This window comes from Maribacter vaceletii (genome assembly GCF_003634105.1).
In the GTDB taxonomy this organism is placed as follows: Bacteria; Bacteroidota; Bacteroidia; order Flavobacteriales; family Flavobacteriaceae; genus Maribacter_B; species Maribacter_B vaceletii.
Genome location: NZ_RBIQ01000007.1, coordinates 1370236 through 1395731, shown reverse-complemented (window position 1 = coordinate 1395731; position 25496 = coordinate 1370236). Strand labels below are relative to the sequence as shown.

Annotated in this window: 23 protein-coding genes; 5 read left to right on the top strand and 18 right to left on the bottom strand. The window is 32.4% G+C overall.

The genetic code is table 11. The features are described 5' to 3' along the window. Window position 1: 1 nt before the first annotated feature. From gldD to mutY, 4 genes are read right to left on the bottom strand one after another with little or no spacing between them, the layout of a single operon-like run. The gene (gldD, locus tag CLV91_RS05655) at window positions 2-562 is read right to left on the bottom strand and encodes a gliding motility lipoprotein GldD (RefSeq protein ID WP_211333190.1); all 561 of its coding nucleotides are present in this window, start codon (window positions 560-562) and stop codon (window positions 2-4) included. Next, window positions 552-1880 (bottom strand): gliding motility-associated protein GldE, encoded by a 1329-nt coding sequence (locus CLV91_RS05650; protein ID WP_121064817.1) that lies wholly within the window; start codon window positions 1878-1880, stop codon window positions 552-554. The genes gldD and CLV91_RS05650 overlap by 11 nt, the downstream gene beginning before the upstream one ends. Before the next feature lie 17 nt (window positions 1881-1897). Further along, window positions 1898-2356 carry a single-stranded DNA-binding protein gene (locus tag CLV91_RS05645; RefSeq protein WP_121064815.1) on the bottom strand — a complete coding sequence of 153 codons (459 nt, stop codon included), beginning with the start codon at window positions 2354-2356 and terminating at the stop codon, window positions 1898-1900. A gap of 25 nt (window positions 2357-2381) precedes the next feature. Then, on the bottom strand, window positions 2382-3413 hold the full coding sequence (gene mutY, locus CLV91_RS05640; RefSeq protein ID WP_121064814.1) for an A/G-specific adenine glycosylase: 1032 nt from the start codon (window positions 3411-3413) through the stop codon (window positions 2382-2384). Window positions 3414-3539: 126 nt separating this feature from the next. On the opposite strand from mutY, the gene CLV91_RS05635 reads away from it, so the two are divergent. Together CLV91_RS05635 and CLV91_RS05630 are read left to right on the top strand one after the other, a co-directional pair. Beyond that, entirely contained in the window at window positions 3540-3830 is a 291-nt protein-coding gene (locus CLV91_RS05635; RefSeq protein ID WP_013306152.1) for an HU family DNA-binding protein, read from the top strand. A gap of 254 nt (window positions 3831-4084) precedes the next feature. Beyond that, window positions 4085-5632, top strand: coding sequence for an Rne/Rng family ribonuclease (locus CLV91_RS05630; protein ID WP_121064812.1), 1548 nt, complete (start codon window positions 4085-4087; stop codon window positions 5630-5632). A gap of 47 nt (window positions 5633-5679) precedes the next feature. Here the strand turns inward: CLV91_RS05630 and CLV91_RS05625 are convergent, their stop codons facing one another. Beyond that, window positions 5680-9723, bottom strand: a complete 4044-nt coding sequence (locus tag CLV91_RS05625; protein ID WP_121064810.1) for an FG-GAP-like repeat-containing protein — start codon at window positions 9721-9723, stop codon at window positions 5680-5682. An 88-nt stretch (window positions 9724-9811) separates the two neighbouring features. Here CLV91_RS05625 and CLV91_RS05620 point away from each other — a divergent pair, with 88 nt between their 5' ends. Further along, window positions 9812-10285: a regulatory protein RecX gene (locus tag CLV91_RS05620; protein ID WP_121064808.1), complete on the top strand. Its 474-nt coding sequence runs from the start codon at window positions 9812-9814 to the stop codon at window positions 10283-10285. On the opposite strand, the gene bioB is transcribed toward CLV91_RS05620, so the two are convergent. The 5 genes from bioB to bioA all read right to left on the bottom strand — a co-directional run bounded on the left by bioB (window position 10286) and on the right by bioA (window position 16028). Further along, on the bottom strand, window positions 10286-11374 hold the full coding sequence (gene bioB, locus CLV91_RS05615) for a biotin synthase BioB (protein WP_121064805.1): 1089 nt from the start codon (window positions 11372-11374) through the stop codon (window positions 10286-10288). It lies immediately after the preceding gene. Window positions 11375-11513: 139 nt separating this feature from the next. Next, window positions 11514-12938, bottom strand: coding sequence for a flotillin family protein (locus CLV91_RS05610; RefSeq protein WP_121064803.1), 1425 nt, complete (start codon window positions 12936-12938; stop codon window positions 11514-11516). 4 nt (window positions 12939-12942) lie between these two features. Further along, window positions 12943-13521, bottom strand: coding sequence for a hypothetical protein (locus CLV91_RS05605; RefSeq protein WP_121064801.1), 579 nt, complete (start codon window positions 13519-13521; stop codon window positions 12943-12945). Window positions 13522-13590: 69 nt separating this feature from the next. Beyond that, window positions 13591-14742, bottom strand: coding sequence for a beta-ketoacyl synthase N-terminal-like domain-containing protein (locus tag CLV91_RS05600; protein WP_121064799.1), 1152 nt, complete (start codon window positions 14740-14742; stop codon window positions 13591-13593). 11 nt (window positions 14743-14753) lie between these two features. Beyond that, window positions 14754-16028, bottom strand: a complete 1275-nt coding sequence (bioA, locus tag CLV91_RS05595; RefSeq protein WP_121064797.1) for an adenosylmethionine--8-amino-7-oxononanoate transaminase — start codon at window positions 16026-16028, stop codon at window positions 14754-14756. A 21-nt stretch (window positions 16029-16049) separates the two neighbouring features. On the opposite strand from bioA, the gene CLV91_RS05590 reads away from it, so the two are divergent. Next, the gene (locus tag CLV91_RS05590) at window positions 16050-17678 is read left to right on the top strand and encodes an ArnT family glycosyltransferase (protein WP_121064795.1); all 1629 of its coding nucleotides are present in this window, start codon (window positions 16050-16052) and stop codon (window positions 17676-17678) included. A gap of 8 nt (window positions 17679-17686) precedes the next feature. On the opposite strand, the gene bioD is transcribed toward CLV91_RS05590, so the two are convergent. The 5 genes from bioD to CLV91_RS05565 all read right to left on the bottom strand — a co-directional run bounded on the left by bioD (window position 17687) and on the right by CLV91_RS05565 (window position 21089). Next, on the bottom strand, window positions 17687-18304 hold the full coding sequence (gene bioD / locus CLV91_RS05585) for a dethiobiotin synthase (RefSeq protein ID WP_121064793.1): 618 nt from the start codon (window positions 18302-18304) through the stop codon (window positions 17687-17689). Between the two features lies 1 nt (window position 18305). Next, window positions 18306-18689, bottom strand: coding sequence for a putative signal transducing protein (locus CLV91_RS05580; RefSeq protein ID WP_121064791.1), 384 nt, complete (start codon window positions 18687-18689; stop codon window positions 18306-18308). A gap of 5 nt (window positions 18690-18694) precedes the next feature. Then, window positions 18695-19849 (bottom strand): aminotransferase class I/II-fold pyridoxal phosphate-dependent enzyme, encoded by a 1155-nt coding sequence (locus CLV91_RS05575; protein ID WP_121064789.1) that lies wholly within the window; start codon window positions 19847-19849, stop codon window positions 18695-18697. 62 nt (window positions 19850-19911) lie between these two features. Further along, on the bottom strand, window positions 19912-20481 hold the full coding sequence (locus CLV91_RS05570) for a hypothetical protein (protein ID WP_121064787.1): 570 nt from the start codon (window positions 20479-20481) through the stop codon (window positions 19912-19914). 11 nt (window positions 20482-20492) lie between these two features. Beyond that, on the bottom strand, window positions 20493-21089 hold the full coding sequence (locus tag CLV91_RS05565; protein ID WP_121064785.1) for a hypothetical protein: 597 nt from the start codon (window positions 21087-21089) through the stop codon (window positions 20493-20495). A 115-nt stretch (window positions 21090-21204) separates the two neighbouring features. On the opposite strand from CLV91_RS05565, the gene CLV91_RS05560 reads away from it, so the two are divergent. Then, window positions 21205-21738 (top strand): GNAT family N-acetyltransferase, encoded by a 534-nt coding sequence (locus tag CLV91_RS05560; protein WP_121064783.1) that lies wholly within the window; start codon window positions 21205-21207, stop codon window positions 21736-21738. A gap of 68 nt (window positions 21739-21806) precedes the next feature. On the opposite strand, the gene CLV91_RS05555 is transcribed toward CLV91_RS05560, so the two are convergent. The 3 genes from CLV91_RS05555 to CLV91_RS05545 all read right to left on the bottom strand — a co-directional run bounded on the left by CLV91_RS05555 (window position 21807) and on the right by CLV91_RS05545 (window position 25492). Then, window positions 21807-22100, bottom strand: coding sequence for a F0F1 ATP synthase subunit epsilon (locus CLV91_RS05555; protein WP_121064781.1), 294 nt, complete (start codon window positions 22098-22100; stop codon window positions 21807-21809). 74 nt (window positions 22101-22174) lie between these two features. Next, window positions 22175-23683, bottom strand: a complete 1509-nt coding sequence (gene atpD / locus CLV91_RS05550; RefSeq protein WP_121064779.1) for a F0F1 ATP synthase subunit beta — start codon at window positions 23681-23683, stop codon at window positions 22175-22177. 156 nt (window positions 23684-23839) lie between these two features. Next, entirely contained in the window at window positions 23840-25492 is a 1653-nt protein-coding gene (locus CLV91_RS05545) for an SGNH/GDSL hydrolase family protein (RefSeq protein WP_121064776.1), read from the bottom strand. Between the last annotated feature and the right edge of the window lie 4 nt (window positions 25493-25496).

Below are 25496 nucleotides of genomic sequence, written 5' to 3'. Positions count from 1 at the left end.
TTTAATCTTTCCATTTTAGGCTCTCCATTATTTTTCCTATATCCTCCTTTAAATAAGCTGCAGCAGGATAAATAGAATCATAATTTGGTTTGGTATAAAAATACAAAGAGCCTGTTAAAAAGTGATTTGTACTATCTGTAGCAAAAAATTGAGACTGCGATGCTGCATTACCAACAACCTCAAACAAAACACCATGTACCTTTTTTTCTGGATTACTAAATACTTGCGGATGAATACCATCTGCCTTTACGGCATGCTCATAACTAAGTCTTTCTGCATCAGTAATTAATTTACTTAAATTATTATCTACTTTTTTATAGCTAATAAAAATTGCCCCTTTCATATCAGGATAAGAAATCACAAAAGAATTATCTTCCTTTTTATCTATTAAAGCATTATCATTATAAAGAAATTCAAAATTACTAGTCTCCACCTTTTTATCATTACCTAAAACATATTCCAAACGCAATTGCGCTTTAGGCTTAGGCAGAGGTTCTTTTTCTTGACAGCTTACCAAACAAATTAGTACTATTAATACGCTAAAGCTATATTTAAGAATCATGCGGTAGGGTTACTTTTATTTGTTTTAATCTCTTTTTATCTAAACTTTCTACAACAAATTTATAGTCCTTAAATTTTACTAGCTCTCCTTTTTTAGGAAAATTACCTGCTATTTCTAAAACAAAACCTGCTATAGTTTCCGATTCTCCTTTTTCTTGTTCAAAGAAATCTTCATCTTCAAGTTTTATAACTCTATAAAAATCTTTTAAAGCTGTTTTACCATCAAAAACATAATTATAAGCATCTAACTTAGAATAAATTAAATCTTCATCATCAAATTCATCACTAATATCCCCAACAATTTCTTCTATTATATCTTCTAATGTAACTATACCAGACGTTCCTCCATACTCATCTACCACAACTGCTAGATGATTTTTCTTTTCTTGAAATTCCAATAACAAATCGTCTAATTTTTTATTTTCAGGAACAAAAAAAGGATCTCGCATTAAGGACAACCAATTAAAAGTTTTACGGTCTAAATATGGCAATAAATCTTTTACATATAATACTCCCAAAACATTATCCATATTTTCCGAAAAAACTGGAATCCTAGAATACCCATGTGTTTTAATTTCTTCTAAAACCTCTAGAAATTTCATTTTCTCATCTAAAGCAAAAATATCTATCCTTGGGCACATAACTTGTTTCGTATCTGTATTACCAAAAGATACTATCCCTTCTAAAATTTTTTGCTCTTCTTTTGTTGTATCTCCGTCTGATGTAAGCTCTAATGCTTGAGATAAATGATCTACGCTTAAACTAGATTTTTCTTTGCCAAGTTTATTGTATAAAAATATAGTACCATAACGCATTGGCAAACTTAAAGGAGAAAATAGTACATCTAAAACCTTTAAAGGATACACCATGAATTCTGAGAAACTTATTTTATTCCTATTAGCATACACCTTTGGTAAAATTTCCCCGAACATTAAAATTAAAAAAGTAGCTACTACTACTTCTAATAAAAAACGAACAGAAACAATTCCAAAAATTACCGTTGTAATATTTGCAAATAAATTATCGCCAAGAACATTAAACAATAAAACTATTCCAATATTTATAGCATTATTGGCTATTAGTATGGTAGCTAGTAATTTTTTTGGCCTACTAAGTAGTTTTACAACTAAACTACCCTTGTTTGTTTTTTCTTCTTCAATATCCTTTACATCTGTTTGTGAAAGGCCAAAAAAAGCTACTTCTGCTCCAGAAATAAGGGCAGAACAAACTAATAAAAGTATAAGAATAGCTACTTTAATAGCAAAAGCACTATCCATTATAACAAAATTTAATACTAAACTAAGGGGGTCAGGGTCCAATAGTTACTATTTAGAGTTTAAAATGGTAAATCATCGTCTTCTTGGGGAGCAGCAGACTGTGCTGGTTGTTGTGGCGTTGGCTTAGAGGGTTGCGCAGCTTGTTGCTGTGGTTGGCTCTTAGCATTTGCCATACTTTCTTTCTTAGTAGATAAAAAAGTAAAATCTTGTACATGAACTTCCGTAGTATATCTAGTATTACCATCTTCTCCTTGCCATTGACGGTTTTTTAAACGGCCTTCTACATATACCTTATCTCCTTTACTTAAATACTTTTCGCATATTTCTGCAGCTTTATTACGAACAACAACATTGTGCCAATCTGTATTTGTAACTTTTTCTCCAGTTTGCTTATTTGTATATGTTTCGTTTGTTGCAATAGGAAAACGTCCTATACTATTTCCTCCTTCAAAATAGTGCATTTTTACTTCGTCTCCCAAATGCCCAATTAGCATTACTTTATTTAATGTTCCGCTCATAATTTTTATCTAATAATCAAAAGTACTAAAATTTATAGGTTTTAATAAAATCTGCGATTAAAACTGGTACAGGATATTTTTCTAATTCTTCTATTTTAACCATATTATCTATTTCCTGAGTTGTTTCTAGAATCCAAAATTTTGTATATAAATGTTGGTGAGATAATTTATGAACTATTGCAACATCTTTATAAACATGTAAAGATGCATTAATATTTAATAGGGCAGTTGCTTCCTTTTCTACTTCATTTAAACTAGCTTCTTTTGCTAGCTCTATTAATGGAAATTGCCACAAACCTTGCCAAATACCTTTTCCTGTTCTTTGATTAAGTACTGTGAAACTATCTTTAATGATAGGAATAATATAATTAAAATATCGTTTTTTTATTTTGGTCTTTTTTATTTTAATAGGCAAACCACTTACCATGTTTTTTTCCAAAGCAACACAACTATTTTTTAAAGGGCAAGAAATACAATCTGGATTTTTAGGAGTACACTGTATAGCTCCAAATTCCATAATTCCTTGATTATAGTCTCTGGTATTTTCTTTATCTAACAACTCTACAGCTAATTTTTTAAAATATTTAACTCCCTCTGTACTATTAATAGGAATATCTACACCAAAATATCTAGAAAGAACTCTATAAACGTTACCGTCTACAACAGCTTCTTGAGCATTAAAACAAATGGATGCAATTGCACTTGCAGTATAATCTCCTATCCCTTTTAATTTAATTAATTCTTTATAGCTCTCTGGAAATTTTCCATCCAAATTAGAAACAATAAATTTAGCTGCTTCATGTAAATTTCTTGCTCTAGAATAATAGCCTAAACCTTGCCAAAGTTTTAAAACTTTTTCTTGTGGCGCACTTGCCAAATCCTGTATTGTAGGAAAAGTATCTGTAAATTTTAAATAATATGGAGTTCCTTGTGCTACTTTTGTTTGTTGTAAGATAACTTCGGACAACCAAATGTTATATGGATTTCTTGTAGTACGCCATGGTAAAGTCCTTTTATTTTGGGCATACCAGTGCAAAATTTTATGCGAAAACAACATGTTCAATTAGAGTTAAATATAAAAGTAGTAGTTTAAATACTTAAAATTAGTTCTTTAGGGTGAAAGATTCAATTTAATTTATATATTTGCATCCCGAAAAAACATACAGAAAATCTAAAATTCAAGATGACGAAAGCGGAAATTGTATCGAAAATCTCAGATAAACTGGGAATTGAAAAAGGAGATGTACAGGCAACAGTTGAATCTTTTATGGAAGAAGTAAAGACTTCTTTAGAAAGTGGAGATAATGTTTACTTAAGAGGTTTTGGAAGTTTTATTATTAAAACTAGAGCTGAAAAAACTGGAAGAAATATATCTAAAAACACAACAATAAAAATACCTGCTCATAATATCCCTGCATTTAAACCTGCAAAGGTTTTTGTAGAAGGTGTTAAGAGTAATGTACAAGTTAAATAGAAAAATAACCTAAAAGTAGAATTTTATGCCGAGCGGTAAGAAAAGAAAAAGACATAAGGTAGCTACTCACAAGCGCAAAAAGCGTAGGAGAGCTAACAGACACAAGAAAAAGTAGTTTTAAAAACTACTTTTTCTTTTTAAATACGTTCATTGACATAGAAATCAGATGATTTCGGCGGGTTACATATAACCTGTTTATGGTATTATATAAACTATTAATCTGTATATTACAGATTAACCTTAAATAAATTCAGGTGAATAGAGAATTAATCGTAAGATCAAGTTCTGATTCCGTTGACTTTGCTTTACTTAAGGATGGAAAACTTACAGAATTACACAAAGAAGAAGACAATAATGATTTTTCTGTTGGCGATATTTTTATTGCCAAAATAAGAAAACCCGTTACAGGTCTTAATGCTGCGTTTGTAAATGTAGGCTATGAAAAAGATGCTTTTTTGCATTATCATGACCTTGGACCGCAGTTAGCTTCTATGCTTAAATTCACAAAACAAGTAAGTACCGGGAAACTTCAAGATTATTCCCTTAAAAATTTTCCAACCGAAAAAGATATTGACAAAAATGGTGTTATAACAGATGTTATTAAAGCCAACCAATCAATATTAGTACAAATTGTAAAGGAACCCATATCCACTAAAGGGCCAAGAATAAGTTCAGAATTATCAATTGCTGGACGTTATTTAGTAATGGTACCTTTCTCTGATCGTGTATCTGTATCACAGAAAATTGCGAGTTCAGAGGAAAAAGACAGACTTAAAAGGTTAGTACGCAGTATTAAACCTAAAGGATTTGGAGTAATTATCCGTACAGTTGCCGAAGGCAAAAAAGTAGCAGAATTAGACAAAGATTTAGAAAACTTGCTGAACAAATGGTCAGCAATGTGTAAAAAATTATATAAAGCACCAACACCATCCAAAGTATTAGTAGAACTTACTAGAGCTTCTTCTATACTTAGAGACATATTCAACGATTCCTTTACAGGTATTCATGTTGATGACGAGGTGCTCTATGAACAAATTAAAGATTACGTTCAAGAAATTGCACCTGCTAAAGAATCTATTGTAAAACAACACGCATCTAGTGTACCTATTTTTGAAAAGTACGGCATTGAAAGGCAAATAAAAACCTCTTTTGGTCGAACTGCTTCTATGAGTAAAGGAGCCTATTTAATTATAGAACATACAGAGGCACTACACGTCGTAGATGTTAATAGTGGTAATAGATCTAATAAAGCTAAAAATCAAGAAGATACAGCTTTAGAAGTAAATCTTTTAGCAGCTTCAGAAATTGCAAGACAATTACGCTTGCGAGATATGGGAGGCATTATTGTGGTAGATTTTATTGATATGGTTAAAGCACCACATCGAAAAAAACTTTTTGACCATCTTAGAGACGAAATGAAAGATGATCGTGCAAAACATAAAATTTTGCCACCAAGTAAATTTGGACTTATTCAAATTACTAGACAAAGGGTACGCCCAGAAATGAATATTAAAACAACGGAAGAAGACCCTAACCAATCTGGTAAACAAGTGGAAGCTCCTATTGTTTTAATAGACAAAATAAACTTTGCATTAGAGAAACTTTTAAAAGGCCCTGCAAAAAATAATAGTATAACACTAAATATACATCCTTTTATAGCAGCATACCTTACACAAGGTTTCCCATCTATACGTTCTAAGTGGTTTTTAGAACACAAAAGATGGATTAAAATACAACCTCGAGATGCGTATACGTATTTAGAGTACCGTTTTAAAAATAAAGACGGTAAAACCGTATATTAAAAGTATAAGCGACTTTCTTTTTTAAAGAAAGTCGCTTTTTTTGTGCCCTAAAGTTGATTTTTCTGCGCAACTAAAAAAGCCTCTTTATTCACCTTTAATATATATATACCAGTAGGGAGTCTTGGCAATACTATTGTTGTAATGTTAGAAGACGCATCAAAGTTTTTACCTATTATTTTAATATTTCGACCAATCATATTAAACAACTTAAAATCATCTAAGTCTTTAGTATTCGCAACATTAATCTCGTCATTTTCTACAGGATTAGGATATAAAATATATCTTTCTGTTTCTGTAGGAGCAATAACTTTGGCTCCTGAAAAATATGGAACTGCAAAATTATAGGCATCTACACCAACTTTTGCTCCAATTTGTCTTCCTAAAATATCATCCGCAGGAGGGTGAATTCCACCCCAAATTCTAGATAAACTAGTTTGATTAGAAGCATCTCTATATGTTGCCCATTGTAACACCACATCAATTGAAGGTCCTTTTTCAAAAACTAAAAACTCATCTTTTTTAGCCACAAATTCTCCAAGTCCTCCAGGAAAATATTCATCTCCTGTGATTAAAGTCAATACCTCAGCTGCAGCTCTAGAATATGTTGAATGACCGGACAAATATCCCGCAAATGGTGGAGTAACAAATGATGGTCGTTGGTAGGGAAACCAATCTTTTGCTAAAATCCACCCCACACCAGCTACATCTGTACTAGGGTTATTAATAAACTTATGTCCTCGCCATGCAAATAGTTTAATTTCTCCAACATTTTCATTGTTAATACCACTTAGTGCATCGCCTTCATTAACAACTTCAACATACCCTTCTTTTAAAGGTATTCCGCCTACATGATAATTAGATAGACTTTGATCACTACTTTGCCCTAAGGCACTCATATATCTAATAGCTGAAATTGGACGTATATAGTCATACCAACCTTTTATCCCCCAAGCAGTTATAGCTGCGTCATGCATTGCACCAGCTAGTATAAAATACGATTTTACATCCCACTCTAAAGGTGCTAACTCTTCTCCTTCACCGTTAAATTTACGCTGAAGCCGCTCATGATCACTAACATAATTAAGTATTGTGAACCAATGTCCTGGAGGAGTTTCAGAATCAGGACCGTCTGCCCAAAATTCGGCCAATACCCTTGCATAATCTGCTCTAGGCACCATTTGCGAAGCGTATGCTTCACCGGTTTTGGGGTTTACGCTTCGCCCCACACTTATATCTCCCCCTTCAATTTCTTTATAAAAATTAGGGTATTCATCAAACGAATTTGGAAATGAAGCAATATCTATATTACCAATATTTTTTGGAGAAATATCCCATAAAACCCCATCGGTGGGATCTAAATGAGCACTCCAAATAGAAACTAACGAGAAATTCCATTTATATAAATCACTTGAGGAATTCCCATTTTCTATATCTAATAAAGGAGGAGCACCAGGATCATGATATACTGTATAATCATCAGCTCCTCTTCTAAAAATAGTTTTATCTTCATTTGATAAGGCAAAGGGAGCTACTTTTCCCCATTCTGGACTTAAAAATTCTGGGGTATCTCCTTCAATTATATTTCCACTTTGATCTATAAATGTATTAAAAGTTAGAGGCTGCCAACGATTAGCATCTACCAAATTACTGTTCTCTTCAGAAACGCTTAATTCTAGCGGCTCATTTACAGGTTCGTAAAACGCATTATCATATGCGGTTCCCTCTCGTGATTCATCTGTATTCCCATAATTAATAATTACTTCAGCCACATAATTTCCAAGAGCAATAGCATTTCCAGATGTATATTCCGTAGTAACATCACCTACATCAAAACCTAATTCTTCCATGACATAATCAAAAAGCGCTAAACTTTCTTCACTACTAGGAGAATTTATAAATCGGTGTCTTAACACACGATAGGCAGCATAACTCATTGCTTTTTCCTGAGATTCTTTTGTGTCTTCTGAAGGAGTAAATTCTTCCAAGGAGCTACTAAATTCGCCAACTGTATTACCAATTAAATAGGGTCTTGCAATTTCATCATAAATAGCCCAACAATCATACAATGCAATGGACGTATGAAACAAGTTCCTGGCATGCACTGTAGGTCTAGCATAATCGTTACGAATTGCCTCTAATAGCGCCTCATTCCATATTCTTGCTATTGAAACATTTTCAGGAATATTACCAATAGACAGTGTTACATTTAGCTCTCTAGGTTCGCTAATGCAACTGTCTGTAATTTCTATTGCCTCTACCCTACCTTCGGCTCCTAAAGCCCATTTTACAAGTATTGCATTAGACCCTTGACCATCTAAAATTTCTCCTCCTTCTACCTGCCAGTTGGCCTTAACATTTACATCAGAACTAAATGTGTATACCTCAACTTTATTAAATCCAGAATTTGTCGCACCATCTACAGTATTACCTGAGGCATAGTACTCACAGTTACCATCGCTAGTAACAGCCATGGGGTTATAATTACAAGCATTGGGGTCTGTACAGCCTGATACTTTTACACTTGGTGTAATATTTAACACTTGAAAACCTTGCCCCTCTGTAACTTGTATAAAACTATTAGCACTAATATTTTGATGTTTTTCAATTAAACCAGAAGGCCACTCAATTGTTAACTCACTAATTAAATTACTTTGATTTAATCCAAAATGTACTGGTTTTAAACTCTGTGATAAAAAACCAACACCATTATAATACCTAATTATTCTACCTTCATCAGTATCTACTATTAGTTTTGTTCCTAAGGCATCTTTATTAGATGTTGTTCCTTCAAGTTTTACTTGAAGCCAGTTTAAATTACCTTCATTTTGATTTATTATTTTATTCTCATAAAAAAAAGGACCCCTATCGGTATTGGTGATAAACAAGTCCAAATCCCCATCAAAATCATAGTCAAAATCTACAACCTCAACACTAATACTTTCTTCATTTAGACCTAATTCTTCAGAGATATTTTGAAAACTATTTCCATTTTCTTTGAAAAGGTTTTTAAAATAATAATTAGGTTGATTACCTACATTCATAAATCCGTTTACGATAACTAAATCTTCATCCCCATCCAAATCAAAATCTGCAAACTTAGTTCCCCATGCCCAGTCTGTATTTTTTACGTTAAAGGCATCTGCCATTTCAGAAAAGCTATTAGAACCTTGATTTACCAATAAATCGTTCTCATTAATTCCTGTAGTAAAAAAATCGAAATCGCCATCATTCTCTATATCTCCAATAGTGATTCCCATATTATCAAGCATACTATCTAATCCATAGCTATTCGCCTGTTCCGAAAAATTAACTCCTTCATTATTAATGAATAGTCTATTTGCGTTGTCTAGATCATTACAAATGTAGAAGTCTAACCAGCCATCAGAATTAAAATCGTATGGAAACATGGTAAAACTTTCTAAGTTTGGTAAACTTCTAATTCCGGACTCCTCTGAGGCGTCCGTAAAAGTGCCATCTCCATTATTTTTATAGAGTGAATTTCCTCCGCAACTACCTTTCCAGTCTGAAACAAATAAATCTAAAAAACCATCATTATTGTAATCTACCCATGTTGCCCCGGTGTTATTACAATCATTATTTACCGGCAAACTAGCATCATTAGTAACATCCAAAAAAGTGCCATCCCCTTGGTTTCTAAAAAGCTGTATTTTCTTTAAATGCGTAAAAAACAAATCAGGAAAACCGTCATTATCATAATCTCCCCAAGAAGCCCCGAATTTATACCCTCTTAAACCAAAAAAAGTTCTTCCAACATCTTCTAGTGATAGTAAATCCCTAAATCCAGCTTCTGCAGTAACATCTGTAAAACTACCGTCATTATTATTCCTATATAGCCTACTAAGCGTATTGGGTTTCCCCTCTTCATCTGCATCATTAGCAACCACAAAAATATCTAAATCTAAATCTCCATCGTAATCCGCTACAGCTACACCACTATTTTTGTTTAAAAGTTCAAAACCAGATACTCCCTCAATTCGTTCAAAAGTTTGAGCTTGTATATTTACGTTAAGTAATAAAACAACTATGACAATTAAAAAACTATAACATTTTTTAAAATCTACCTTCAACATAACTTACATTTAAAAATTCTACCTTTAAGGGCAATTAACAATATAGTGCCAATTTTACAGTTTATTGAATTTTTCTACTCCACAAAACATGAACAACAACTCTAAGTTTTACTCAGTACAGGAGGCTAAAAAAAAGCTTGAAAGTTATTGTGCCTATCAAGACCGATCTCATAAAGAAGTTACAGATAAGTTAAAGGAGATGCGAATGATTCCTGAAGCTATTGACCAAATTGTTGGAAACTTACTTGACGATAATTTTTTAAACGAAGAACGTTTTGCCAAAAGTTTTGCTAGAGGAAAGTTTAATATTAAAAAGTGGGGTAAAATCAGAATCGTAAGAGAACTTAAATTAAGACAAATCTCTAAATACAATATAACTATTGCTTTAAAAGAAATTGAAGAACCTATTTATTTAGAAACCCTAGATATTTTAGCCAAAAAAAGATTATCTCAAATAAGAGAAACCAACATTCAAAAAAGAAAAAAGAAACTTGCAGATTATTTACTTTACCGCGGATGGGAAAGCCATTTAGTCTACGAAAAACTTAAAGAACTTATTTAATTAAGCCTTTGCTTTTGCCTTAGCAGCTTCGTTACGTTCTATCTTATGATCTGGTCTAGTCCACTTTGGCTTCTCTCCTAAAGAATTTAGTTTAGAATCTTCTGCTTCTACCGTTTGCGGCTGTGTAGATTTTTTAAATGGCTTTTGTGGATTTAAACCTAATGTTTTAAACATTTCCATATCTTCATTTACATCTGGGTTTGGAGTAGTTAATAACTTATCTCCTGCAAAAATAGAATTTGCTCCTGCAAAGAAACACATTGCTTGCCCTTCTCTACTCATTTCAGTTCTTCCAGCCGAAAGCCTTACCTGAGTTTCTGGCAAAACAATTCTAGTTGTTGCTACCATTCTAATCATTTCCCAGATTTCTATAGGCTTAATATCTTCCATTGGTGTGCCCTCTACAGGCACTAAAGCATTAATAGGAGTAGATTCTGGTTGCGGATTTAAAGAAGAAAGCGCTACTAACATTCCTGCTCTATCTTCTAATTTTTCTCCCATTCCTATAATACCACCACTACAAACTGTAACGTTGGTTTTACGAACATTCTCTATAGTATCTATTCTATCTTCAAAAGCACGTGTGGATATTACATCTTTATAGTAATCTTCTGAAGTATCTAAATTATGATTGTAAGCATATAAACCTGCTTCTGACAAACGTTTTGCTTGATTTTCTGTTACCATACCTAAAGTACAGCAAACTTCCATATCTAGTTTATTAATAGTACGTACCATTTCTAAGACTTGGTCAAATTCTGGGCCGTCTTTAACATTACGCCATGCGGCACCCATACAAACTCTTGAGCTTCCAGACGATTTTGCACGTAATGCTTGCGCCTTTACTTGTGAAACAGACATTAAATCGTTTCCATCAATATCGGTATGGTATCTAGCAGCTTGCGGACAATACCCACAATCTTCTGAACAACCTCCTGTTTTTATAGAAAGTAAGGTTGAAACTTGAATTTCATTAGGGTTATGTTGCTTACGGTGTATTGTTGCAGCATCATACAACAGCTCCATTAAAGGTCTGTTATAAATTTCTAAAATCTCTTCCTTAGTCCAATCATGTCTCACTTTACTCATACCTTTAGACGTTTTTATAATACTAACCAAAAATAATCTATTTAAGGTTCATATCCCAAGAAAGGAATTTCAAAAAAAAGAAAGACCCATTATACTTATACCTATAACAGGTCTTTCTCGTTAAAAAATAAGAAAAAAATTACTTTTCTTTATTATCTTCTTTTATTTCTTCTGGATTATTTTCTACGTCTACAACATCTTTTCCCTTTAAGTATTCTGGCAATTGCATTCCTGCCATATTAAACATTTCTTGTAATGGCGGTACAGACTTATACATTCCTGAAATAAAATTCGCTGTAGAACCTTTACCATCTGCCGTTTTAGCCCCAGAATCCCAAACCGTAACTTTATCAATCTTAATATTCTTAATTGCTTCTGCCTGTGTTTTTACTAATTCTGGTAATTTATCGGCAACTAATAATAAAACAGCATCCTTAGGATTATCGCCAGCAGCTTTTACAATCTCATCTAAACCGGCTGCTTGTTTAGTTAATACTTCATACAGACCTTTTGCTTCTGCTTGGGCTTTAAAAAGAATAGCATCTGCCTCTCCTTTTGCTCTTCTACGTATTCTCTCGGCATCTGCTTCTGCATCAATCTCTACTTTTCTTTTATCAATTTCCGCAGGTACTACAATATCTGCCATTTGAGAACTTCTTTCTCTTTCTGCCCTTGCTATTTCCGCATCTTTTTCTGCTGCATAAGACTCTTCTAGTGCTTTTGCAGACTGTACTTTTTCTGCTGCAATTGCTGTTCTTTCTGCTTCTGCTTCTCTTTGTCTACGTAAAGAATCGGAATTTGCTACATTAATTTTTGCTAGGTTTTCTCCCTCTACAGCTTGCGCATTAGCAGCCGCAACTTGTGTTCTCTCATCCTGTACTGCATTTGCTTCCCCAATAGAACCATCTCTTGTTTTTTCTGCTACCGATTTACGAGCTGCATTTATAGCATGAGCTGCTGCTTCTTTACCTAGCGCCTCTATATAACCAGACTCATCAACAATATCGGTTATATTTACATTGATTAATTTTAAACCTACTTTCTTTAACTCGGACTCTACACTTTTAGATATATTGGTCAAGAACTTATCTCTATCCGAATTAATTTCTTCAATATCCATGGAAGCAACTACCAAACGTAACTGACCAAAAATTATCTCCTGAGCTAAATCTTGGATATTATCTTGATTTAATCCTAACAAACGCTCTGCAGCATTTTGCATAATTCCAGGTTCTGTAGAAACACCAATTGTAAATCTTGATGGTACATTTACCCTAATATTTTGCTTACTCAGGGCATTTACCAAATTAACTTCTATAGAAATAGGTGTTAAATCTAAAAACTCGTAGTCCTGAATTACTGGCCAAATAAAAGCTGCACCACCGTGCACACATTTTGCAGAACTACCAGAGCCTACTTTACCGTAGACAACTAAAATTCTATCGGATGGGCAACGTTTATACCTGCGTATAAAAGAAATAATAATGATAAAGAAAAAAAGCACTGCAAAACCTATTGTTATTAAGGTTGGGCTTCCTCCTAATTGTAATGGTACTAATAGCATATGGTTATTTATTTAATAGTTCAACAATTAATATTCCGTTTTTGGTAACTTCTTTAACATTAACAACATCTCCTTGTACTAAATCTCTGTCTTCTTCTGTTAAAGCTTCTAACTCTCTTAAAGAGCCTTGCACTGTAATACTAACTTTTCCTATTTTGGAGCGTTTATTACCAACGGTTAAATACACTTCTCCTATTTGATTTAGTGCATTATTAAGTTTTAAAGTACCGCTACTTTGTAGTTTACCTAAATAATAAAATATAGATGCCATCGCAAACATCATTAATAAACCACAAAAAATAGATATAGTTATGGTAAGAGATTTAGACAAACCAGCATCTAAACAAGAAATTCCGGACCACCCAAAAATGGTAAGAAAACCCATTAAGTTTTTAAAAGATAAAAATTGAAATCCTATTCCAGTGTCTCCATCAATCTCTGCATCTACATCACCATCTATTCCATCTGCATCTCCGCCAATCAATGTCATAATTAATAATATAATGAAGATTACTGAGGAAATACCAGCAATAACCCAATAGACTTTTTCAAAAAGTGTAAGCGCAACAAACCATTCTTCCATAAATTTTTGTGTTTAGGTTAGAAATCCAAGATAGACTATTTTTTGAAAAAAGGATAAGAAAAATCCCTCTTATTTAGAAAGTAAAATAGAAACCGCATTACCGCCAAAACCAACAGCGTTTACTATTATTTTTTTAATTTTTGATGGCTTTGTACTTTCTATAAATGGAACACCTATAAACTCCTGATTTACCAACATTAGGACTGCAAACTCTAGACTTAAAGCTCCTGATGCTCCAAAAGTATGCCCTACTTTCCACTTATTAGTAGTCAACGAAGGGGTTTCGTTACAAAAAACCTTTTCTATGGCTTTAAATTCTGATATATCTCCTTTTATGGTTCCTGGTGCATGCATTACAATTACATCTACATCGTCTGGGTTAGTACCAGCCAATGCCATTTTCATAGAACGCTGAAAACATACTGCATCAGACGATATAGAAATATTATGTTTTAAAATTTCTGTAGCATAACCAATACCTTCTATTGTTGCCAAAGCGTTTTTAGAATTTCCGTTTTCTAGACAAGCTACCGAAGCGCCTTCTCCTAAAATCATGGTATTTCTTTTCTTTTCTAAATTTAAAGCTTGGCAAGGGTAGTCTTCTACACTATTAGAGTATATTTTTAGCGCTTTTATTTGTGCTAAAGTAAACGGTGTTAATGGTGCCTCACTACCACCAACCATAAATTTATTTACTAAACCGCTTTGTATCCATGCCACGCCATTAAGTAATGCATGTAAAGCTGTAGAACAAGTTATAGAGTGCGATATTTCTGGGCCTTGGGTTTGCAAATCATGCGCTATCCAAGAAGAAATATTACCTAAGGTAGTTGTAGGAGAACTTAAAGTAGAAGCTTTATTTTCTGTTATATATTCTTTATGATATTTTTCGAATAATGCAGTTGCTCCTCGAGAAGAACCCATATTTATTCCAAAATTATCTCCTGCTTTCCAGTGCGCCATTTTCATGGCTTTTCTAGCAGCCAACAAAGCAAAAAGAACTGTATTATCTAAATTCTTATACTTAGAATCGGATTGTTTTAATGCTTCAATTTCTTCTAGACTTTTTTGAGATAAACCAGCTATCCATTCTTCGCCACTTTCAAACTCTTTCTTTCGGAAAAAATGGCTATCCTTTTTATAATTACTCCATACTTCATCTAAAGAATCTCCAAGTGGAGAAACAGAGCCAATTGCAGTTATGGATATAGGTTTTATCAAATTAAAAAGTATTAAACAATTTCTAAAGCACTTTTAATAGTACTATAAATTTTTTGTAATTGTGCTTCTGAAATTACATAAGGAGCCAATATATAAATAGTATTTCCTAATGGACGCAAAAATACTCCATTATCCATAAAATGTTTAAATAATTTATCCCTTAGATTACCGTAACGTTCCATTTTAATAGCTAAATCTAACGCAAAAATTATTCCGCATTGTCTAGTACTGGCAACTTTGGAGTGGTCCTTTATTTCGGCATTAAACTTTTGATGCGATGCAATTATACGTTTTATATTTTTTTGCATTACATCCGTTTGCAGTAGCTCTATCCCTGCTATAGCAGCTGTACAAGCTATTGGGTTTGCCGTGTAGGTATGCCCATGAAATAATCCTTTTGCAATATCATCACTATAAAAAGCATCGTATACTTTTTGTGTACAACTGGTAATTGCCATAGGAACTAAACCAGCAGTAAGTGCTTTAGACATGCATATAACATCTGGTTTTACAGACAAATAATCTGAGGCAAAGTTCTTTCCTGTTTTCCCAAAACCTGTCATTACCTCATCTGCAATAGTAATAACGTTATGTTGTTTTAATACGGTAAGTATTTTATTTAATCCGTCTGCATCATGCATTTTCATTGCTGCAGCTCCTTGCACCAAAGGTTCGTATATAAAACCAGCAATATCAGATTTCTTAAGTCTCGTTTGTAAATCAGAAATAAGTACATCTATATTTTGTTTTGTAGGTACAGGAATACGTTCTACCTCAATAAAAAAATCTTCGAAAGGACCGTTATAAACAGAAAGACTAGAAACCGACATAGACCCAAAAGTATCCCCATGAAAACCATCTTCAAAAGCTAACATTACAGGACGTTTATTTCCTTGATTAAAATGGTATTGTAAAGCCATTTTAATCCCAATTTCTGTAGAGGTAGAACCATTATCTGACAGGAATAATTTCTCTTGATTTTCTGGCAATATCTTTATTAATGCTTCTGATAAAAGTACAGCTGGTTCATGGGTAAAACCACTAAAAACCACCTGGTCTAAAGTTTGCATTTGCTTGTATGCCTTTTCTATAATATAATCATTACAATGGCCATACATACACGTGTACCACGAAGCTATACCGTCTATATATTCTTTCCCGTCCTCATCATATAATAAAGCTTCTTTTGCTTTTGTTATTGCTAACATGCTGGAATGCAATTTGTGTTGCGTTAACGGATGCCACAAATGCTTTTTATCTCTTTCTGATAGATTTTTCGCCTTCATTATTTTATCTATCTTGCAAAGATGAATAAAAACATTTTTTTTAAGGTTATAAATTCAGATAAATTATACATAAAGCTATCTCTGTTTCTTTTTGTTTTGTATATCTTTTCTATATTTCTTAATCTAAATTACGTTCCGCTAATTTTAGAAGAACCTAGAAGAATTTTAGTAGCCTTAGAAATGCTTTTCCATAATAATTATATGGTAACTACCATTTTTAATGAAACCTGGTATGACCATCCCCCTTTATGGAATATTGTTTTAGCCACAAGCGCTAAAATTTTTGGTTCAGAATCTGAATTTGCTTTTCGGTTTCCATGTGCTTTATCCTTACTACTAACAGGAATTTTAATTTTTTTTACTGGAAAAAAGTACGTTTCTATTAAATTTGGAATACTTAGCGCTTTCTTTTATCTAATTTCTGCAGACTTATATTTTTTCTATTCTACTATTGCAGAGATAGATATTTTCTTTTCCTTACTAATTCTACTTAGTATTCTTAGTATTTTTTATTTTTTCGAAAAAGAAAATATGTACTTGCTTTTTTTAAGCACCTATTTTTTTGGCACCCTAGCTTTTTTTACAAAAGGAGTTGTAGCATTAGTTTTTGTTGGGATTACGTTACTTACCTATTTTATCTATAAACGCAAATTTATAAAGCTATTTTCTTTTGCTCATATTCTTTCTTTTTGTTTGTCTATTGGTGCTATAGTTACTTATTTTTATTACTATAGTTTACAAGAAGATGTTTATACTTATATCTTAGACATGTGGAGTTTAACTCAAAACAAAACTAGTGCATCTGGCAATAACCCATTTATAGGCTTAATAAAACACCTGTTTACTTTCCCCTTAAATTTAGTAGGCAACCTTTTTCCTGCCACTTTATTATTATTATTTATTTTTAATAAAAAGGCTATAGCCAAAATTAAAAATCACAAATACATCTATTTTTTAGTCTTGGCTTTCTTTTTTAATTTTATAATATACTGGATATCTGCAGGAGCTCGTATGCGTTACACCTATATGTTTTACCCAATGGTTATTAGTGTTTTGGTTTATATTTTCACTTTTCACTTTTCTAAAAAAAGTACCCTACTTACTATCTACTATACCATACTAAAAGTAATCATGATTATTATTTGCGTAGCTATATTTGTACTGCCTTTTATTTCCTATGTAAAGGTTAATCCTAATATAACTAGCCTATCTATTACTTTTGGATTGCTACTTATAACATGCTTATTATTTTCATTAAAAACCACTAATCCTTGGAATAAAAACCTTTTTATTATTAGTTTTTTTATAGTTACCAGACTTGCATATTCTTCAATAGTTTTTCCTATAAAGGCAATAAAATCTTCCAGTGGGCTATACAAAAAACAAGCTAAAGAAATTGCCTTAATTACGAAACAAAATCCTATTTATTTACTTTCTCAAGAAAGCATTAAAGAACATAAAAAAATTCCTTTTGATTTTTATAAAACTGCTGCATATTTAGAAATGCAAGGTACTAGAATAGATAAAATAAAAAGTATAGATAAAAAAGGGTATTATATTCTTAGAACTATTGACTTAGAGAAAAACTTACTCCCTATTTACACTTTTACAATAAAGAAAGAAGAATTAAACTTAATAAAACTAGAGTAGTTCTTTTCTTAAAACACTAAATTAGTTCTAAATAAATTAGCATACTTCTTAATTACTTCTTTAGTAAATTCATCCTCTTCATTAATTCTTCCAATTACAGGGATTCCAGTTTTTTTTAAGATTATTTCTTCAGTAGTTTTATGCTCATTTCCACTAAAAACCAAAGCAATATTCTTAAAACCTTTATTTTGCAAAACCTGCAAGGTTAATAAGGTATGGTTTATACTTCCTAGATAATGTCTTGAAACAACAATAATTTTATAGTCTAGTTTAATAATATCTAGTATTGTGTCCGTATCATTTAAAGGAACTAGTAGTCCACCGGCTCCTTCAATAACTAAGTGGTTATTTGTTTTTGGTTCTTTTATCTCTTTTAAATTAATAACAACGCCATCTATTTCTGCTGCTGCATGTGGACTCATAGGAGTTTTAAGAGCGTAACTATTTGGGAAAATTTTTGTTTTAGAATTAGATATAAATTCTTTTATTTTATGACTATCAGAATCTTCTAATTCGCCCGCTTGTACAGGTTTCCAATAATCTGCCTCTAGGGCTTCTACAAAAATTGCAGAAGCTACTGTTTTACCAACTTCTGTAGAAATTCCTGTTACAAATATTTTTTGCATATTATTCTGGCTTTGTTATTATACCACAATTAAGGCATTTGTATTTTCTTTTTTCAAAAAAGGGAAACAACTTATAAAGTATAGAATCTCTTTTATAAAAAACCTCAGACTTTTTTGCCTTGCAGTTTGGACACTCTATAGGGTTCCCATTTGTATCTATAGCATATGCTCTTATCTCATTATATACTTTTAAGGCACGTTCTTTATCTTTTGTATATACTTGTAGCTTTACACCTCCAATAGCGTTACTTATTAATGGGTCTGAATTTAAAGTGTTCTCGTCTCTTAAAAACACTGGAATACCTTCGGATTCTAATTTTCCTTTAATTATTTGCACATCTGCGGCAAACTCAAAAGAACCAAGCATATAAAACTTATCTTCCATACTATTTAAATACAGCTTGCTAAAATTTGAAGGACTAATCCTATTTCTTCTTTAGAGTTATGAGAATGTATACAAAAACGTAGTCTTTCTTGACCTTCTGGCACTGTTGGCGCCAAAATAGCTTTTACATTAAAGCCTTTTTCTTGTAATTTTTCTGCAACTTTTTTAACCTTTCCGTTACCTGGAATAAGACAACATTGTATTGCCGAATTACTAGGGATAAATAAATCCTGAAGTTTTAAATCTTTAACCTTCTTCTTAAATAATTCTATCTTTTCCTTTAAATCCTTTCTAGCCTTTTCACCTTCTTTTTCCGTTACAAATTTAACAGCAGCTGTAATTGTTGCTATTGTATGGGGAGGTAATGCAGTTGTATAAATAAAACTCCTAGAAAAATTTACCAAATATTCTTTTAACTGTTCGCTTCCTAAAACGGCAGCACCATGACTACCAAAGGCTTTTCCAAAAGTTACAATTCTAGCAAAAACATCTTTATATGCTTTATTTTGTTGCACCAAACCTTCTCCTTCATCTCCAAAAACACCAACAGCATGAGCTTCATCTACTATTAAATGGAAATCATTTTTTTTTGAAAATTTTAGTAGTGTTTCTATATCTGGACAATCGCCATCCATTGAAAAAATAGATTCTGTAACAATATATACTTCTCCTTCAAAATCTTTTTGAATAGCCTGATTAATCTTCTCTTCTAAATCTACTATGCTATTGTGACTATACTTATAACTTTTGGCATTACTTAGTAAAATACCATCGCGAATACTGGCATGTATTAAAGCATCAAACAAAATAATATCTCCTCTTTGAGGAATAGCACTAAAGAATCCCAAATTTGCGTCGTAACCAGAATTAAAAACCAAGGCACTATCCGATTTAAAGAACGAAGCTAAATTTTGTTCTAAATCAGTATATAAATCATGATTTCCAGAAATAAGTCTGGAGCCAGTAGCACCATTATGAGAAACTCCCTTATTCAATAAAAGCTGAAACGTATTTGCGTATAAAGTTTCGTTCGTTGCAAAACCCAAATAATCATTAGAAGAAAAATCTACTAAATTACTAGCAACAGGCAAACTCCGAAGAGCTGCTTCTTGTTTTCTTTTTTTAAGTTTTTTATTTAAAATAGTGGGGAAATTGCGCATACCCCAAATTTAATATCTTTTCCCTTTACAAAACACATTTTAAAACACTGAAATTATATTTTTTATTTAGATACTCTAAAGTTTAATAATAGTGGTAAGTCTTCTGAAATTATATGTTCTATCCCTACAGAAGGTTTATCAGGATTATAGTCGCTATACAAAGTTAAATAACTAAAATCTAATTGATATTCACCTTCTTCCACTAAAATAATTCCTATCCTAGATTCATAAATATTTGTATCAGGATTTAATATTGTAAATACTTGACTAGCGTAATTAACACTTCCTTTTTCTGACAATAAGTACTTTTCATTAATACTAACTCCCTGATAACTATCTGAAAATGATGAGTATTTTAACATTCCAAATCCATAAGTAAATTTATTTACTCCTGAGGTTTCATATACATCCAAATCTGTAGTTTGCCCATCTTCTGGTAAATATCTACTAAAATTTAGTTCAAAAAAAAGCGTATCCCCTACGGTGTAGTTTTCTTTGTTTTCTATTTTTAAGGCATTTTTTACCTTTAACTCTATAGTGTTCCAGTTTATATAATCATCGTCTGGAGGAGAACATTGTGTCCAAAATAAACTACCTAGAACAATCCCTATTAATGCAATATTTTTTTTCATAGTTTAATCTTTTAAAAACGATATCCGGCTTTAATTCCTGTTCTAACCAAACCAATATCATAAATCCATATCTCTTTTAAGTTTGTTCGTACTCCAAATTGCGCTTCTAAAACTAATCTATTTTTAAGAAGTAAAAACCTATAACCAACTCCTGTTCCTAATCCTATATTCTCCATTTTTTGAGCACCATAGTCATAAGCATAAACACCGTACCCTAAATTGTTTACTGTTCTAGAAATACGTCTTCCTGTATTCACTTCTGCTTCATTATAAGAACCTAAAACCTCTATGAAAAGACTCTTTTTTTGTGTGTTATGAACATATAATCTTACAAAAGGATTTATTTCTAGATTTACCTTATAATCACTATACCCATCGTATTTTTCTAAATTTAAATCATTATGACTATTACTATAACTGGTAACCCCTACACCTGCCGTAATATACTTACTTATAGTTCTTTCATAATTAATATCTAAACTGCCCAAAGTAGCATAACTAATATTAGAAGAAAATTGATTATAATATTGTAATACTATTTCTTCTTGTGCGTAATTACTAAGAGGAATAGATAAAATAAAAAGTATAGTTAAAAATGGTTTGGTCATTATTTGTGTTTTAAACATAGACAACAAAAACTAATTTGGTTGCTTTTATCAAAGTTATGGTAATGTTAATGAATATTATATTTGTGTTATATAATCTATTTTATCCATGATGAGTATGAATATAGTATACTGTAAGACAAAAACTAAAAATGAAATACAACAAATATTAAAACTTCAAAAACAAAACTTACCCAATAATTTATCTACAGAAGAAAAAATAAAAGAAGGTTTTGTATCCGTATCTCATACTTTAGATATTCTAGAAGAAATGAATACTATTTGTCCGCATACAATTGCAAAATATAATGGAAAAGTAATTGGCTATGCACTCTCCATGCATCCTATGTTTGCTAATAAAATAGAGTTATTAAAACCCATGTTCAATCAAATTAAAGAGTTACTTCCGGAGGAAAAAAATTATATAGTAATGGGACAAATATGCATTGACAAAGAATATAGAAAAAAAGGTGTTTTCAGAAATTTATATAAAGAAATGAAAGTTTTTTTATTACCCGAATATAGTTCTATTATTACGGAAGTAGATTTTAAAAATAAAAGATCATTAGATGCTCATATTGCTGTTGGATTTAAAGTTTTAGGCAAATACATATCTGCAAAACAGGAATGGGTAATACTAACTCTTAAATAAATACCAGCTAGTAAAACAAAAGAGCCATACAATTGTATGGCTCTTTTGTTTTAGTCTATAGTTATAACTTAATCTGCAAGTACAATAATTTTATTATTGTTCATTTCTATAGTTCCAGAACTAATCTTAATAGTTAAAATTTTGTCATCATCTATATGAGGAACTATTTCCCCATGAAGGTCATCTAGAACTAAATGAGACTGAGAATGGGTATGAATTTTAATAATCCCAGACTTTAAAATAGATACTATAGATGCGTGATTTTCTAAAATCTGAAATTCACCATTTACTCCTGGTAAAACTACAGAGTCTACATCACTACTAAATAATGTAGCTTCTGGTGATACAATTTCTAAATACATGTTTTTTAAGTATTAAGTAGTTAGTAAATAGTAATAAGTACTCTAAATACTTATTACTATTTACTTATTACTATTTATGCTTCCGCTAACATTTTTTCTCCAGCCTCAATAGCTTCCTCGATAGTACCTTTAAGGTTAAAAGCAGATTCTGGAAGGTGATCTAACTCTCCATCCATAATCATATTAAACCCTTTAATAGTCTCTTTAATATCTACTAAAACTCCTGGTATACCAGTAAATTGTTCTGCTACATGGAAAGGCTGAGATAAGAAACGTTGTACACGTCTTGCTCTACCAACAGCAGACTTATCTTCCTCAGATAATTCTTCCATACCTAATATGGCAATAATATCTTGTAATTCTTTATAACGTTGTAATAACTCTTTTACACGTTGCGCACAACCATAGTGGTCTTTTCCTAAAATTTCTGGAGATAAAATTCTTGATGTAGAATCTAATGGATCTACCGCTGGGTAAATACCAAGCTCCGCAATTTTACGAGACAATACTGTAGTTGCATCTAAGTGAGCAAATGTTGTTGCTGGTGCTGGATCCGTTAAATCATCTGCAGGTACGTATACCGCTTGTACAGATGTAATAGAACCTCTTTTCGTAGATGTAATACGCTCTTGCATAGCACCCATTTCTGTTGCTAATGTTGGTTGGTACCCTACTGCAGATGGCATACGACCTAATAATGCCGATACCTCAGAACCTGCTTGCGTAAAACGGAAAATATTATCAACAAAGAAAAGTACATCTTTACCTTGCCCTTCTCCTGCTCCATCACGGAAATATTCTGCAATTGTTAAACCAGATAATGCAACACGTGCACGTGCTCCAGGTGGCTCATTCATTTGTCCAAAAACAAAAGTTGCTTTAGAATCTTTCATTGCAGATTTATCTACTTTAGATAAATCCCATCCACCATCTTCCATAGAATGTAAAAAGTCATCTCCGTACTTTATAATACCAGACTCTAACATCTCACGTAATAAATCGTTTCCTTCACGAGTACGTTCTCCTACTCCCGCAAAAACAGATAAACCACCGTGTCCTTTTGCAATATTGTTAATTAACTCTTGTATTAATACGGTTTTACCTACTCCGGCACCACCAAATAAACCAATTTTACCACCTTTTGCATAAGGCTCAATAAGGTCTATTACTTTAATACCTGTAAATAATACTTCGGTAGAAGTAGATAAATCTTCAAACTTAGGTGCCTCACGGTGAATTGGAAGACCATCTTTACCTGCTTTTGGCAAATCTCCTAATCCATCAATAGCATCTCCAATTACATTAAATAGACGTCCGTAAACATCATCACCAATTGGCATTTGAATTGCACTACCTGTTGCAACTACTTCTGTTCCTCTACTTAAACCATCTGTAGAATCCATAGAAATTGTACGAACAGTATTTTCCCCTACATGGGATTGTACTTCTAATACAAGTTTAGAACTATCTTTATTAACAATTTCTAATGAATCGTAAATTTTTGGAAGGTCTGCTCCGGATTGAAATTCTACATCCACTACTGGCCCAATAATTTGGGAAACTTTACCTGTAACTTTAGACATTACTTACGTGTTTAAGTATTTAGTATTAATTAAGCCAAATTTGGCTTCTATTTTCAGGCTGCGAAGATACGGTTTAAACCTTAAATTAAAAACAGTTTAAACAAAAAAAAGGAGCAATAACAATATTGCTCCTTTTTGTATGCTATTTATTTTATGTTATTGTAATGCAGGGGAATAATTTGTTGGGTAATCTTCTATATTAACTAAATTACCAGATGCTTCAAAGTTGGTACCATAGGTAACATCTATAGCTTTCATAAATTCATTTGCAGCCATAGCATAACCTCTAGAGGTTAAATGAACACCATCTAAAGAAAATGCTCCACCAGTTACTAAACTAGAGGTAAGATTTAAGTTTCCTGACTCTATTCCTGTAGTTGCTAATTGAGTTAACAAAGCATTAGCATCCACAAATGCTAAACCTGCAGCATCTGTAGCTGCTTTGATTGTTGCATTAAAATCATCTGTAGCAATTCTAATTTCTTCTTGTTCACTAGGCAATAAAACCCATTTATCTATTAAAGGAAGAGAAACACCTTCAACAGAAAATTGTGCTGCTAAATTTGGTGGTAAATTAAAACCTAAAAGTGCTTGGTAAGAAAAATTATTAACCTCTCCTATTATAGAACTACTTGGTAACACAAGTAAATCATTTTCATTTGCTTGTCTTGCTTGACCGTAAGCGTTACCCATTAAAGTAGCCACTAAGGGAACACTTGACTCTGGTAAACCAAGAGACTGTACAAAAAGACTAAAGGTATCACTTACCGATAGTACTCCCGTAATTTGAGCTGATAAATCTGGTAATGTTTCATCATAAATTACAACCCCATTGGCTTCGGTCGTTGAAAAAGTTATTACACGAGAAGGATCTAATACTTCAAAAATTTGATTTAATGCCCCATATACCATATTTAATGTTGGTATTTGAGCTACAAGATCGGCGCCATTTTCTTCATCATTTGGGTCTAGAGCATTATATGCAACCGTAGTAAAATGAGGAATATCTGTTACATAAGGAATATTAGCTACAACCCCCTTAGCCTCACCAGATGTTAAGCTTGTAATTAATGTAGAAATAGAAAAATCGAAAGTTGCTTTATCTGTAATAGGGCTTGAACCATCTCCTCCGGATGTTGCATATCCTAGAACATCATTATTTCCTGCCCAAAGTGTAAAAAATGTTGGGTTTTGCGCCATTGCCAATTCTAACATACTTGCGTTTGGTGTTTCTCCCGTCATTCTAATAAAATACGGATTTGCTGCAGCAGGGAAATTCACAATATTTCCATAACCCTGAAAAATCATATGAAAACTTCTAGCACCTGGAACTCCAATATTATTAAAAGGGCCTGTTGGGTTATTAAGCACAAAATCTGTAGTTGGCGTTATTGGGCCAATAACGTCTGCTAAGTCTTTAGGTGCCCCCCCAGTAGTTACTAATCTTGGCATAAATAAAGTGTCTCCCTGTGGATTTATTACCAAGTTTCCACCAAGCACAAGTCCTCCAATATTATCATTCATTAAAGGCTGCGTAAATGTCCCCCCTCCTAACATTGCAAACTTTTTTGCTAATATATTTGGCAACGAATTTTCTTGAGACGCTTTAAATAAAGCGTTATCTGAAAAACCTGCTGTTAATGAGTTTCCCAAAGAAACATAGGTAGAGAAATCTACAGATCCTTTTGTTAATTCTGGCACTTCCACAGCTACTTCTGTTTCTGCTTCTAAATCAACATCTTCAATATCATTACATGCCACAAAAGCACTAATAACAAGTAATGGTAGTATGTATTTTATATTTTTCATTGTA